14 protein-coding genes are annotated in these 12427 nt (G+C 71.7%); 7 read left to right on the forward strand and 7 right to left on the reverse strand.

The genetic code is table 11. From position 1 onward, the window contains the following. Nucleotides 1-5: 5 nt before the first annotated feature. Nucleotides 6-1400, reverse strand: a complete 1395-nt coding sequence (locus tag ACS5RC_RS01490; protein ID WP_478342046.1) for an efflux RND transporter periplasmic adaptor subunit — start codon at nt 1398-1400, stop codon at nt 6-8. Between the two features lie 171 nt (nt 1401-1571). Between ACS5RC_RS01490 and ACS5RC_RS01495 the strand changes: the two genes are divergently transcribed. Together ACS5RC_RS01495 and ACS5RC_RS01500 are read left to right on the forward strand one after the other, a co-directional pair. Continuing rightward, the gene (locus ACS5RC_RS01495; RefSeq protein ID WP_478342047.1) at nt 1572-2249 is read left to right on the forward strand and encodes a response regulator transcription factor; all 678 of its coding nucleotides are present in this window, start codon (nt 1572-1574) and stop codon (nt 2247-2249) included. Beyond that, nucleotides 2242-3648, forward strand: a complete 1407-nt coding sequence (locus tag ACS5RC_RS01500; protein WP_478342048.1) for an ATP-binding protein — start codon at nt 2242-2244, stop codon at nt 3646-3648. The genes ACS5RC_RS01495 and ACS5RC_RS01500 overlap by 8 nt, the downstream gene beginning before the upstream one ends. Before the next feature lie 160 nt (nt 3649-3808). On the opposite strand, the gene ACS5RC_RS01505 is transcribed toward ACS5RC_RS01500, so the two are convergent. Further along, entirely contained in the window at nt 3809-7534 is a 3726-nt protein-coding gene (locus ACS5RC_RS01505) for a PAS domain S-box protein (protein WP_478342049.1), read from the reverse strand. Between the two features lie 52 nt (nt 7535-7586). Beyond that, nucleotides 7587-8336: a response regulator gene (locus ACS5RC_RS01510; RefSeq protein ID WP_478342050.1), complete on the reverse strand. Its 750-nt coding sequence runs from the start codon at nt 8334-8336 to the stop codon at nt 7587-7589. A 294-nt stretch (nt 8337-8630) separates the two neighbouring features. Between ACS5RC_RS01510 and ACS5RC_RS01515 the strand changes: the two genes are divergently transcribed. The 3 genes from ACS5RC_RS01515 to ACS5RC_RS01525 all read left to right on the forward strand — a co-directional run bounded on the left by ACS5RC_RS01515 (nt 8631) and on the right by ACS5RC_RS01525 (nt 9603). Beyond that, on the forward strand, nt 8631-8963 hold the full coding sequence (locus tag ACS5RC_RS01515; RefSeq protein WP_478342051.1) for a PsiF family protein: 333 nt from the start codon (nt 8631-8633) through the stop codon (nt 8961-8963). A gap of 129 nt (nt 8964-9092) precedes the next feature. Beyond that, nucleotides 9093-9347 carry a hypothetical protein gene (locus tag ACS5RC_RS01520; RefSeq protein ID WP_478342052.1) on the forward strand — a complete coding sequence of 85 codons (255 nt, stop codon included), beginning with the start codon at nt 9093-9095 and terminating at the stop codon, nt 9345-9347. Between the two features lie 7 nt (nt 9348-9354). After that, on the forward strand, nt 9355-9603 hold the full coding sequence (locus ACS5RC_RS01525) for a hypothetical protein (RefSeq protein WP_478342053.1): 249 nt from the start codon (nt 9355-9357) through the stop codon (nt 9601-9603). A 34-nt stretch (nt 9604-9637) separates the two neighbouring features. On the opposite strand, the gene ACS5RC_RS01530 is transcribed toward ACS5RC_RS01525, so the two are convergent. Beyond that, nucleotides 9638-10246 carry an FMN-dependent NADH-azoreductase gene (locus tag ACS5RC_RS01530; RefSeq protein ID WP_478342054.1) on the reverse strand — a complete coding sequence of 203 codons (609 nt, stop codon included), beginning with the start codon at nt 10244-10246 and terminating at the stop codon, nt 9638-9640. Between the two features lie 76 nt (nt 10247-10322). Between ACS5RC_RS01530 and ACS5RC_RS01535 the strand changes: the two genes are divergently transcribed. Continuing rightward, the gene (locus ACS5RC_RS01535) at nt 10323-10721 is read left to right on the forward strand and encodes a winged helix-turn-helix transcriptional regulator (protein WP_478342055.1); all 399 of its coding nucleotides are present in this window, start codon (nt 10323-10325) and stop codon (nt 10719-10721) included. A gap of 7 nt (nt 10722-10728) precedes the next feature. On the opposite strand, the gene ACS5RC_RS01540 is transcribed toward ACS5RC_RS01535, so the two are convergent. The 3 genes from ACS5RC_RS01540 to ACS5RC_RS01550 all read right to left on the reverse strand — a co-directional run bounded on the left by ACS5RC_RS01540 (nt 10729) and on the right by ACS5RC_RS01550 (nt 11949). Then, nucleotides 10729-11241 (reverse strand): thermonuclease family protein, encoded by a 513-nt coding sequence (locus ACS5RC_RS01540; protein WP_478342056.1) that lies wholly within the window; start codon nt 11239-11241, stop codon nt 10729-10731. 91 nt (nt 11242-11332) lie between these two features. Then, a complete protein-coding gene (locus ACS5RC_RS01545) occupies nt 11333-11656 on the reverse strand; it encodes a hypothetical protein (RefSeq protein ID WP_478342057.1) in 324 nt (107 codons plus the stop codon). Nucleotides 11657-11712: 56 nt separating this feature from the next. Further along, on the reverse strand, nt 11713-11949 hold the full coding sequence (locus ACS5RC_RS01550; RefSeq protein WP_478342058.1) for a hypothetical protein: 237 nt from the start codon (nt 11947-11949) through the stop codon (nt 11713-11715). Between the two features lie 249 nt (nt 11950-12198). On the opposite strand from ACS5RC_RS01550, the gene ACS5RC_RS01555 reads away from it, so the two are divergent. Beyond that, a complete protein-coding gene (locus ACS5RC_RS01555) occupies nt 12199-12399 on the forward strand; it encodes a hypothetical protein (protein WP_478342059.1) in 201 nt (66 codons plus the stop codon). The last annotated feature ends 28 nt before the right edge of the window (nt 12400-12427 follow it).

The raw sequence follows: 12427 nt of genomic DNA on the forward strand, positions 1-12427 counted from the left end.
CGCCCTCAATCCGTCGAGCCGAGGAGCGCGCGCATCAGGATGGCCTTGAGGCCGAAGCTGCCCTGCGTCGCCACCGTCTCGCCCGCCGCGACGCCGGCCCGGACCTCGACCCAGTCGGCCCGCTCGATCCCGAGCGTCACCGCGCGCTTCTCGAAGCGCTCCGCCCCCGCGCGCACGAAGACGATCGGGCCGCCTTCGGCCTGCTGGATCGCGGCGGCGGGCAGCGTGACCCCGTCGCGGCCGAGGTCGGCGGCGATCTCCACCGACACGAACATGTTGGCGCGCAGGACGCCGTCCGGGTTGGCGACCTCGATCCGGGCCGGAGCGGTGTTGGTCATCGGATCGATGGCGGCGTTGACCGAGCGCACCCGGCCCTCGAAGCGCGGATGGTCCGGGACCGGGGCCGCGATCGTCGCCCGGTCGCCCGCCTTCACGGTGGCGATGTCGTGGCCGTAGAGATTGGCGAGCACCTGGATCTGCGAGGGATCGGCCACCGTGAAGGCGTCGCGGCCGGTATCGACCACCTCGCCGAGCGTGATGCCGGCCGCGGTCACGACGCCCTCGATGGGCGACACGATGGCGCTGGTGCCCGCCGCCTCGCCCGCGGGCGGAGCGAGGCGCTCGTACTGGGCCCGGTAGAGCGTCACCTGCGCCCTGGCCGACAGGGTCGCGGCATGCGCCTTGGCGAGCTCGACCTGGCGCCGGTCCACTTCGGCCTGCGCCACCCCTCCGATCCTGACCAGGTCGGTGCCGCGCTTGAGGTTGGTCTCGGCCACGCGCTCGGTCGCCTCGGCCTCCCCGAGACTGGCCTGTGCCGCGGCCAGACCGTTCCGCGCGTCGAGGACACCGGCCGCGTCGAGGGTGGCGAGCGTCTGGCCGACGTTGACCCGATCGCCGGGCTGCACGGCCAGGCCGATCACCCGCCCGGATGTCCGGGGCTTCAGATGCGTCACCCGGCGCTCGTCGAAGGCGATGGTCCCAGGCGCCCGCACGGGAAGAACGATCCGGCGCGTCTCGGCCTGCCCGAACGCCAATCCGAGGCGACGCTGCCCCTCGGCATCGAGCATCACGGCGTTGTCGTCCGCAGGCGCGTCGGACTTCGCGGCCTCCGGTTGCGGGTCGGCGTCAGCCTGGCCGGAACCGATCCCGATGCGAACGAGGACCGGTTCGGCGAAAGACAGGATGACGTCCCGATACCACCAGCCCGCAAGCCCGAGCCCGAAGGCGAGGAGCAGGCCGGCCCAGGCCAAGCTCCGGCGGTGCCGGCCGCCCGCGGAGGCCGCGCCCGAAGCGCCGCTGACGACCGATGGTCGGTCGGCCAGAGGTTCGCCGCCCTCGACGCGGCCGGCCGCTTCGGCCTCACCGCGCGCGGCCACGCCCATCTCCTCCGTCAGCAGCACGATTCGGTCCGTCCCTCAGATTAGAGTTGTTCTAAGAGATAGGACGGCCTGTGGCGCAAACCATTAAATTCGCGTTCACATCGTGGCGTGAGACGCCCGTCGGACCACATGTCCGGGCGTGCCGTGCAGGCCGTCCCGGTCATTGGCGGGGACGCGGATTGGGGGACACGGGTGGCGAGGCTGCTTCTGATCGAGGACGATGCCGCGACCGCCGCAGAGGTGCTGGGGGATCTGCGCGGGCGCGGCCATGAGGTCGGTTGGGCCGCCACCGGGCCGGAGGGAGCGGATGCGGCCCGCTCGGCGGCGTGGAACGTGATCGTCCTCGACCGGATGCTGCCCGGGCTCGACGGGCTCAGCGTGCTGCGGGACCTGCGGGGCTCGGGCGACCGGACGCCGGCTCTGGTCCTGAGCGCTCTCGGCGATGTCGACGAACGCATCCGCGGCCTGCGCGCGGGTGGCGACGATTACCTCGCAAAACCTTTCGTCCTGGGCGAACTCGCGGCCCGGATCGAGGCGCTGCTCCGGCGTCCGACCGACACGCGCGAGACCGTCCTGCGGGTCGGCAGCCTGGAACTCGACCTCATCGCCGGAACCGGACGGCGCGGCCCGCGCGGCCTCGACCTCCTGCCGCGCGAACGCAGGCTGCTCGAATACCTGATGCGCCGTCCGGGCCAGGTCGTGACCCGTGCCATGATGTTCGAGGAGGTCTGGGCCTATCGCTTCACCCCGAAATCGAACCTCATCGACGTGCATGTCGGGCGCCTGCGCAAGAAGCTCGAGCTCGAAGGCGAACCGGCCCTCATCCACAACGTCCGGGGTGCCGGCTTCGTCCTCACGCCCGATGTCTAGGCTCGTCCGCTCCATCGCGTTCCGCTGGGCGCTGGGCATCGCGCTGTGGTCCACCCTGCTCGCGCTGCTGCTCTTCGCCTTCGTCTACTGGCAGACCGCCGCCTTCATGCAGGGCGAGCTCGGCGCGGTGCTGCGCCACGAGGTCCGTTACGCCGCCCGCGATCCGGCGCTGGCCGCCGGCCGCATCGAGACCTGGATCAGCGAGGACCTGCACAGCGTGCACTTCGCGGGTCTTTTCGATTCCGACGGGCGCAAGCGTGCGGGCAATCTCGAAGCGCGGCCGGCGGACCTGCCCCTCGACGGCGAGGTTCACCGGATCGGCACCGAGGTCGCCATCGCCGGCCGACGCCTGCACGAGGAGCTCTGGTCGGCGGCTATGGCCGCGAGCGACGGGACGATCGTGGTGGTCGCCCATGACACCGACGAGATCGATCGTGCCAAGGCCACGGTGATCCGGGCCCTCGGCCTCGCCCTGGTTCCGACCCTGGCCTTCTCCATGCTCGGCGGCGTCCTTCTCGCCGGGCGAGCCCGGCGGCGTCTCGCTTCCACGGAGGCGGCGGTCGCGCGGGTCATGCGCGGCGACCTGCGCCAGCGCCTGCCGGTCAGCGAGGCCGGGGACGAGTTCGACCGGTTGGCGCAGGACGTCAACGGGATGCTCGACGAGATCGAGCGCCTCGTGGAGGAGGTGCGCGGCGTCGGCGACGCCGTGGCCCACGATCTGCGCACACCTCTCACGCGTCTGCGGCTTCGCCTCGAGCGCGGTCGCGAGCAGGCGCGCGATCTCGCGGAACTGCGTGCCGCGGTCGATCAGGGGCTCGTCTGGATCGACCAGACGCTCGACATGGTGACGGCGGTGCTGCGCATCGGCGAGATCGAGCACGGCCGGCGCTGCGCCGCCTTCGGCCCGGTCGATCTCGGGCTCGTGGTCAGCGAGGCCGCCGAACTGTTCGAGCCCTTGGCCGAGGAGAAAGGGATCGGCCTCAGTCTCGACATCGACGGCACGCTGCATCCTGTCGCGGGAGACCGGAGCCTGATCTTCGAGGCGGTGTCGAACCTGCTCGACAACGCGGTCAAGTTCACGCCCGCCGGCGGCCGGATCCGCGTCGGGCTGACGAGCCGGGGCGGCGACGCGGTGGTCTCGATCGAGGATACGGGCCCCGGCATCCCCGTCGCCGAGCGGGAACAGGTGTTCCGGCGGTTCTATCGGGCCGAGCGCGCCCGACAGACCCTGGGCAACGGTCTCGGGCTCGGCCTCGTCGCGGCCATCGCCAAGCTCCACGGGTTCTCGCTGGCCGTGACGGACCCGGTCGGGGGCGGGTGCCGCTTCGAGGTCCTCTGCCCGGCGGTTCAGCGCCGGGACTTCAACGCCGGCCTTCCCGGGGCCGGCGCCGGGCAATAGCCGCCCCTGTGGGGACGGATGATGGCCTTGAGACCCCGGGGGGCCGTATCCCGGCGCCCGCGCTCGATCCGACGCCCCTGCAGCCGCCGATCCGGGCCGCGAAGCCCGCGACGGCGATAGGGACGAGGATCCTGCCTCCAGGGCGTGCCGAGCGCCCCGCTCAGGCCGCCTGGGCGTAGGGGGTGGCCGCCGCCGCCGCCAGGGCCCGCTCCGCGATCCGCGGCAGGGGCTCCAGGTCGCCGAGGGCCTGTCCCGCATGCGCCCTCTGCTCCAGAGCCGCGCAGAAGGCCGACAACTCGACGAAGCCGAGCTGGCCGGCGAGCGCGACCAGAACATGGGCGTGCCGCACCACGTCCTCGGCGCCCGCCGCCGGGTCCATCAGGGCGACCCGGCTGCGGATCTCGGCGACGAAGGAGGTCATCAGCCGGCGCATGCCCGTCGCGCCGAGCACCCCGGCGAGATCGTCCAGCATGGCGTGATCGAGGATCGGCGCTTCGGGCGCGACCGGGGCGAGGCCGCGCGGGGCCGGCTCTCCGCGTTCGGCCTGCAGGCGCTCCATCGTGGCAAACAGGGTGCCCCAATCGATCGGCTTGGCGACGTGCGCGTCCATGCCGGCCTCGCGACACCGGGCCACCTCCGCGGGCAGGGCGTTGGCCGTCAAGGCGACGATGGGGACGGGCGGCTGACCCTGCGCCCGCTCCCAGCGGCGGATCGCGCGCGTCGCCTCAAGCCCGTCGAGGCCCGGCATCTGCACGTCCATCAGGATCAAATCGAAGGGGCCGCCGTCCCGGCGCGCCGCGACCGCCTCGGCCCCGTCCTCCACCATCGTCAGGCTGTGTCCCTTCTGCTCCAGCACGCCGCGCAGGATCACTTGGTTGACGGCGTTGTCCTCGGCCACGAGCAGGCGGAAGGCCCGGCCGGCCGGCGCGGAGAGCAGGCTCGCGGCGGCGACGGTCCCGGACCCCTCGGCGCAGGCCAGGGGCACCGAGAACCAGAAGGTCGAGCCGGCCCCCGGCTCGCTCATCACGCCGATCTCGCCGCCCATCAGCTCGACGAGCCGCTTGCAGATCGCAAGCCCCAGGCCGGTGCCTCCGTATCGGCGGCTGGTCGAGGCGTCCGCCTGACTGAAGCGCTCGAACAGGTGGGGCAGCTTGTCGGCGGGGATGCCGATGCCCGTATCCGCGACCGCCACGCGCAGATGCCGGCCCGCCGTGTCGTAGCGCGCCGACAGGGTGATCCGGCCTTGGCTCGTGAACTTCGCCGCGTTGGTGAGCAGGTTGAGCAGGATCTGGCGCAGGCGGGTGACGTCGCCGACGAGCCAGTCCGCCCTCGCGTCGGACGGCGCCAGGATCAGGGCGACGGGCTTGCCCCGCAGGGTCTCGGCCGCGAGCTGTCGGCAGCTCTCCAGAAGGTCGCCGAGACTGAAGGGCAGCGGCTCCAGGGCGAGCTGCCCGGCCTCGATCTTGGAGAAGTCGAGGATGTCGTTGACGATGGCGAGCAGCGACCGGCCCGAATCCTGGGCCAGCCCGATGAGGTGCCTCTGGCGCTCCGACAGCGCCGGATCGCTGCGCAGCAGATCGTGCACCCCGAGCATGCCCGTGAGGGGGGTGCGCAGCTCGTGGCTCATGTTGGCCAGGAACTCCGCCTTCACGCGCGCGCCCGCCTCCGCCGCCGCCGCCGCCTGCTCCAGAAGCTGGGCCTGCCGCTCCCGCTCCGTGACGTCGCGGAAGGTGGCGACGATGCTCGGCTCGTCGGGCCGGGCGTCGGGGATGCGCCGGAAGGTCCCCTCCACGGAGATCCAGCCGATGTCCCGGTTCAGCGCGCGGTAGATGCACGCCACCTCCGCGACCCCGCCGCTGAGGCGCTGCGTGGTCGCGTAGAGGCGGGCGAGGTCGTCGGGATGGACGTAGTCGCGCAGCCGCATGGCGGCGAGCTCCTCGGGGCTGAAGCCGAGGAGGCGCCGGGCGGCCGGCGAGACGTAGGAGCGCCGGCCGTCGTCGTGGCCGAGCATGATCAGCTCGCTGGTGTTCTCGGCGAGCAGGCGGAAGCGATGCTCGCTCTCCTGCAGGGCCTGCTCGGCCCGCTTGCGGTCGGTCACGTCCCGCACCGAGGCGATCATGCCGGACGGCACGCCCGCCTCGTCGCGCAGGAGCCGCAGCGAGGCCTCCACCCAGACCCAGCCGCCGTCGCGGTGGCGCAGCCGGTTCACGTTGATGGCCTGTTCGCACGCGCCGGATTTGAGATCGGCCAGCACGGCGGCGAGGCCGGCCGCGTCGTCGGGGTGGATCATGCCCTGCGGGCTCGTTCCGACGAGCTCCTCCGGCTCGTAGCCCAGAAGGTCGCGGGACGCGGGCGAGACGAACAGGCGGTTGCCCGCCAAATCCATGCGGCTGATCATGTCCGAGCTGTTGTCGGCGAGGAGGCGGTAGAGGGCCTCGCTCCGGCCGCGTGCGCGCTCGGCGCTGCGCAATTCGGTCACGTCCATGAAGGTCCCGAACAGCGCGACCGCCGATCCGTCGGGACCCGGCTCGCATAGGCCGCGGCTGACGACGTCGCGGACGCTGCCGTCGGGTCGCACCACGCGGGCCGAGAAGTCGAAGGCCTGCCCGTGCCGGACAGCCTCGTCCACGCAGCGCGCCACGCGCGCGCGGTCGTCCGGGTGATAGGCCGCGACGGCCGCGTCGATGGTCGGCTCGACCGTCTCCGCGAGGCCGTAGATCCGGAAGACCTCCTCCGACCATGTCAGCCTGTTCGTGGGGACCTCGATGCGCCAGTGTCCGACATGGGCGATCTGTGCCGCCAGCCTGAGGATCCTGTTGGCCTCCTGCGCCCGCGCCTCGGCCATCCGGGCCACCGTCTTCTGCTCCAGCAAGGTCCGGTTCGCCTCGGCGAGGCTCAGGCCCTGCCGGTGCTTGAACTCAAGGCCCCGCAGCAGGAGCAGCAGCATCGCCAGGGTGACGGCGGTGAAGCCGAGCCCTGCGAGCACCGCGCGATCCCGTTCCTGGGCGTAGGGGGCCAGGATCTCGTCGAGGGGCTTGCCCACGGTGACCACGAGCGGCAGCGCGCCGACCGTGCGATAGCCGAAGATGCGGGGACGCCCGTCGAAGGCGCTGGCGACCTCGTAGCTGCCCTGCGGTGCCTCGCCGAGGTGGTCGAACACCCCCCGGTCGCTGCCGAGGGTCGTCACGTTCTTCTCGTACATGCCGGCCACCTGCGGATGGCGGGCCCGGATGTATCCGTCATGGCCGAAGACGCCGATGCTGCCGCCCGGCCCGAGGTCGAGGGCCGCGAACTGGCTTGAGAGGTATTCGGGATCGATCGAGATCACGATCACGCCCGCGAAGCTGCCGTCCGTCCGGGTCAGGCGGCGCGCGGTCTGCAGGACGTAGCGGCCGGTCAGTCGGCCCTGCAAGGTGCGGTCGATGTAGAGGCCGAGGTCGGCCCGGGCCGAGAGCGCCTGGAAATAGGCGCGGTCGCGCACGTTGAAGCGCGGCATGCCGGGGGCCACGGGCGTGCGCGCGGCCACGAGCTCGCCGGCCTCGTTGAAGATCGAGATCTGATGCGTCACGGCTTCCAGCGAGGTCGCGCGCTTCAGCCAGGACCGGAAGTCGAAGCCGGCCGGGTCGTCGGCGAGGTCGTCCGCCATGAAGCGCATGACCTGGTCGACGCCGACCAAGAGGCGCTCGACATGCTTCTCGACGGCGATGGAGAGATTGCGGACGTCGCGGTGTGCCTGCTCCCGCAACGCCGCCTCGCGATTGGCGAGGTGGTAGGCCAGGCCGGCCCAGGCCAGCCCGATCAGGCCGAGCCCCGCGAGGAGAACGCCGATCTGGATGTGACGGGCGGAGAGGCTCCAGTGCGGGAGCCGGCGCGACGCGACCGGCAACCATCGCGAGATCCGGGGCATGATGACAGGCCTGATCGAGAGGTCTTGAGCGCTACGCCAGGGCGGAGTGAGGCGCGTTGCGAAGACAGTTGAGGGTACGGTCGCCAGCGATCTCGAATCGGCTCAGCCTGTCTGTCTGCGACCGGTCGTGATCGGGCGCGGCGATGCTTCGGCTGACCTGCGCGAGTTCGCTGAAGCCCAACATCCCGGCGAGCGAGACGAAGATATGTGCCTCGCGGGCGAGCAGGTCCGCGTCGCCCGGTGCCGCCCGGATCGCCGCGAGGCTGCTGGCGAGGTGGTCCTCGAACATGCTCAGGGCGGTCTCGCTGCGCGCCGTGCCCATTCCGTCGGCGAGCTCGCGAAAGTGGGCTCGGTCCCAGATCGGAGGGCTGGCGTCGGCGCCCGAGGAGCCCGTCCAGCCGCTCGTCCAGCGTCGGACCTCGTCGAGCAGCTTGGGCAGCCGGAAGGGCTCGGTGATGTAGCCGTCGAGCGCGGCGGCGTGGCAGCGGTCGGCCGCCGCGCCGCCGTCGCGCTCCGCGAGAGCTACGACGGGGATCCTCCGCCTGCCGCTCACGCTGCGCCGCAGGGCGACGCCGGCCTCGCCGCCATCCCTGTCGAGCAGGCCGAGATCCACCAGCACGAGATCGTAGGCTGCGTGCCGCACGGCCTCCACGGCTTCCGCGCCGCTGACGACCAGATCGACGGAATACCCGGCCGCTCGCAACATCAGGCCGAGCGTCTGGCGCAGTGCGGCGTCGTCTTCCACCACCAGGATGCGGCGACCTTCGTTCGCTTGACCCATGCCATGCCCCTCGGCTCCCGAAGCGGGACTGGCGCGCCGTAACATATCTTACGGCATCTTAAGCTTTACTATCCATCTCCTGAAGTCTTAACGAACGGTTAAGCCAGTGAATTCAACTCTGCGTGAGCGATGTCCTCCGCGCAGGGCGGCGTTCCGGAGGATCCTCGGCCCCCTTCGCCCCGCATGTGCTTCGGCTGGGGATGACCGGCGTCGCGCCCTGGGCGCCGTGGGGATCGCGCTGGCTGAACCATGAGTGTGTTGCTACGCTGGGTTGTTACATTGGAGCCCAGGCCCATGCGCGCGCTCGTCCTTCTTCCCGTCCTCCTCTGCGTGGCCGGCCCGGTCTCGGCCCAGTCGCCGGCCGCGACCTCCGCACCGTCCGCCGCCCAGGCGGCCCAGCGTGACCGCATGAAGACCTGCAATACCGATGCGGGATCGCAGAAGCTCGCAGGCGATGCGCGCAAGAGCTTCATGGCCGAGTGTCTCGCGGGCAAGAGCGCCGCGGCCCCGGCCAAGACGCTGACGCCGCAGCAGGAGAAGATGAAGTCCTGCAACGTCGATGCGTCCGCCAAGAGCCTGAAGGGCGCCGAGCGCCGGGCCTTCCTGAGCACCTGCCTGAAGGGCTGAGCCGCCCGGCGGATTCCGGCGGGCGGAGGATGCATTCGCCCGCGCTTCCGTGCTAGAACAAATGTCGAACAAATGCGCCGCCCGACCCTGGACCCCGATCGGGTGCCGGCCGGCGGCAGGGAGGTCGGCATGGGCCTGAAGACCACGTTCCTGGTGCAGACCTTCACGCTGCGGCGGCAGCGCCTGATGCCGGGTGCTCAGGAGGTGACCGGCACGGCGAGCGGGGCGCTCAAGAAGGCCGAGGCGATGGCGGGTCGCCTGCCCGGGACCGCGGCGCTGCAGATCGTGGCGGACGACGAGACGGGCGAACTGGAGAGCGCGACGATCCTCGCCCGGTTCGGTTCCGTGCCGGAGGATTTCGGCGAGAGCCTGCTCGCGGGCTGAGGCCGTCATGGACGCCGTGCGCCGCGTGGGCGCCTATCTGCAGGTCCAGGACGGGGACGGCTGCCGCCATCTTCTGCGGGTGACGAGCGTCCAGGCGCTGAGCGACACCGATCCGCTGCGCAACGAGACCTTCATCACCGCGGCGGGGCGCACGATCCGGGTGCCCCAATCCCTCGACGCGATCGTCGGCCTCGTCGCCCCGGGCGAGCGGCTCGAGGAGCCGGCCGAGGCGGACGAGGCGCGCTGGCCGTTCTGAACGGCTTCCGCGCGCCGCGGAAGCCGAGGCCGCCTCAGGCGGCGAGGGCGGAGGCCTGCGCCAGGGCGCCTGCGAGGGCCTTCTCGCGGACCTCCGGGCCGATCGCGATGCCTTCGGCGACGATGATGTCCGGCGCCGTGATGCCGATGAAGCCCAGCACCGTGCGCAGGTAGGTCTCGGCATGCTCGTGGGCCGCCGCCGGTGTGCCGGGTCCGTAGAGCCCGCCCCGTGCCACCGCGGCGATCACGCGCTTGCCGCCGGCGAGGCCCTCGGGGCCGGACGCGGTGTAGCGGAAGGTCCGCCCGGCCACGAGGATCCGATCGATCCAGGCCTTGATCTGGCTGGAGACGGTGAAGTTGTAGAGCGGCGCGCCGATCACCACGATGTCGGCCGCCAGGAACTCCTCCAGGGCCTGCCGGCCCTGCTCGATGTCGTGCTGCACGTCCGGCGTGTTGGTGGCGTTCGGCTGCTGCCCGGCGAGCACCGCACCCGACAGGTGCGGCAGCGGCGCTGCCGCGAGATCCCGGTACGTGACCTTGAGCCCGGGGATCTCGGCCCGCAGCCGCTCCACGATGGCTGCCGAGACCGCGCGGCTGACGGAATGCGACCCCAGGATGCTGCCGTCGACGTGAAGGAGCTTCATGTTTGATCCTCGGTATCAGAAATGAACCGAGGCGCTATAGATGACCACTTCGGGCGTCGCGCAAGGAGGCACAATCTTGGAACCGGGGCACAGCGAGGGAACCGCGGCGGCGCTGCGCGTGCATGGCGGGCAGGATTGCCGGCTCGTCGGAACGGTGCTCGCGCGCGTCGGCGACAAGTGGAGCGTGCTCGTCGTGATGATGCTGAAGGACGGGCCGCGGCGCTTCAACGAACTGAAGCGGATGATCTCCGGCATCTCCCAGCGCATGCTCACCTTCACCCTGCGCGGGCTGGAGCGCGACGGCTTGGTGACCAGAACCGTCTTCCCGACCGTTCCGCCGCGGGTGGATTACGCGCTGACGGATCTCGGCCGCTCCCTGCAGGGGCCGGTCCAGGCCCTCGGGGACTGGGCCTTCGCCCATCTCCCCGAGATCCAGGCGGCGCGTGGCCGCTTCGACGGGGCCGCCCGGGATTGAGCGCGGGTTAATCCGCCACGCCACTTGCCTGCGCCCGTTGCCGGGCCTTGCGCCAGTCGGCCGGCTCCTCGAAGACGCCTGCCCAGAGGCCCCGACGCGTCGCCCAGGCCCGGCGCTCCGCGTGCAGATAGGCCGCCGAGACGGCCCGGTTGGCCAGCGCTTGGCCGTGCGCGGCCATCCAGGCCGAGAGATCGACGCCGTCGACGCGGCAGGTCGCGACGAGATGGCCGCCGGTCCCGGAACCGTGCGGGATACAGGAGAGCGTGGCCGTTCCGATCTGGCGACGCAGGGCCTCGCGCGCGGCCTGACCGCAGCGATAGACGGTGCCCGCCGCCGTCTCGCAGGTCTGGGCCGCCTCCGGCGCGTCGATCCCGTACAGGTCGATCCGCTGCCCCGCCAGTTCGACCGTGTCGCCGTCGATCACCACCGGATGGTCGCTGAGCGGCCCCGCCGCCAGGGCGGGAGAAGCCAGGAGAGGACAGGTGAGGCGGAGGAGTAGGGCGATCGTCGGACGCGGCATGCGGGCTCCGTGTTGCGAGGGCGGGACTCCGCTCGGCACAACCCCAGCCGGGCGAAATCGTGCCGGAGCGCGGAATGCGGGATGGCGCGGCTCAGGCGATCGCCGGGTCCGGCCGCTCGCCGACGATCTCGAGGGTGCGCAGGATCGCGAGGCCCACCATCTCGGCATCGGCCGCGCCCTCGGGGGTCCGCGGCATGACGGCCACGGCCTCGACCGTCTGGCGGGCGTCGGCACCGACCACGACCTTGAGCGTCGGGCCTTCGGGACCCGACGCGTCCTCGATCACGCCGACGCACCAGCCGCTCGCCATTCCGAGCACGCGCAGGGCCAGGGCCTCCTCCGCGCCGGGCGACGCGGGCTCCGGTTCAGCGGTCCGGGCGGGCTTGCCGAAGGTGGGGCGGATGACGTTGTCCATGGGACGATCCTAACCCACGGATCGGCGACGCGCTCCACGCCCGATGCATGGCCGCCTCACCGCGCATCGGTCCAGAGGGAGGCCGAGGCCGCGGTCTCGCCGGCCGGATTGCCACCGCCATCCTCGACCTCCACCATCTGCCCCTCGGCATCCGGTGCGTCGATCCAGTCGAGCACGCAGGCGACGGCCATGATGGCGCAAGCGATGCCGATGTAGAGGCAGGCGGCGATGAGCGAGCGCCGCAGTAACGCGTGTGGCAGGAGAAACCCCTCGTCTGGACGTCCGGGCGACATGTATCGCCTCACTCATGGGCAACCCTGTGGCGAGCCGGTTTCCCGCTGGTGTCGCGGCGTCGGCGCGTCCGGGTTTCCGGCGCCCCGGCGCGTCACGAAACCGTGACGGCGGTCGGTCGCCACAAGCGTGGCCGTTCAGGCAATGCTCATCGGTCCGGCGGCACGATGGCCCGGCCATCATCGATGGACAGCGTCGCACCCGGGTGTTCGGTCATGCAGGGCCGCCTTTCGTCAGCAGGAGTCCTATCAGTGCCGGCTGCTGCGGCTCCGGCGGCCGGCCTGGACTGGAACGGCATCGAGCCTGAGGATCTGGAGGATCTCGCGCGCCGCCTCTGTGTTTCTCGGCCCGGCAGCCGGGCGGCCGAGCGTCTGATGGAGCGCGCCAGCTATCTCCGGGCTCTGCGCGCCGCCGCGTCGGATGGATCGCGCAGCGCCCTGTTGTTCAGCTGAGGCGCGGGCCGGTCCGGCCGCGGGTGGC

Source organism: Methylobacterium sp. HJ2 (assembly GCF_056431005.1).

What these genes read in the sequence shown, in the direction of transcription:
- ACS5RC_RS01500 (WP_478342048.1), top strand. Translation starts at nt 2,242, where the DNA reads ATGTCTAGGCTCGTCCGCTCCATCGCGTTCCGCTGGGCGCTGGGCATC.
- ACS5RC_RS01510 (WP_478342050.1), bottom strand. Translation starts at nt 8,336, where the DNA reads ATGGGTCAAGCGAACGAAGGTCGCCGCATCCTGGTGGTGGAAGACGAC.
- ACS5RC_RS01515 (WP_478342051.1), top strand. Translation starts at nt 8,631, where the DNA reads ATGCGCGCGCTCGTCCTTCTTCCCGTCCTCCTCTGCGTGGCCGGCCCG.
- ACS5RC_RS01520 (WP_478342052.1), top strand. Translation starts at nt 9,093, where the DNA reads ATGGGCCTGAAGACCACGTTCCTGGTGCAGACCTTCACGCTGCGGCGG.
- ACS5RC_RS01525 (WP_478342053.1), top strand. Translation starts at nt 9,355, where the DNA reads ATGGACGCCGTGCGCCGCGTGGGCGCCTATCTGCAGGTCCAGGACGGG.
- ACS5RC_RS01530 (WP_478342054.1), bottom strand. Translation starts at nt 10,246, where the DNA reads ATGAAGCTCCTTCACGTCGACGGCAGCATCCTGGGGTCGCATTCCGTC.
- ACS5RC_RS01540 (WP_478342056.1), bottom strand. Translation starts at nt 11,241, where the DNA reads ATGCCGCGTCCGACGATCGCCCTACTCCTCCGCCTCACCTGTCCTCTC.
- ACS5RC_RS01545 (WP_478342057.1), bottom strand. Translation starts at nt 11,656, where the DNA reads ATGGACAACGTCATCCGCCCCACCTTCGGCAAGCCCGCCCGGACCGCT.
- ACS5RC_RS01550 (WP_478342058.1), bottom strand. Translation starts at nt 11,949, where the DNA reads ATGTCGCCCGGACGTCCAGACGAGGGGTTTCTCCTGCCACACGCGTTA.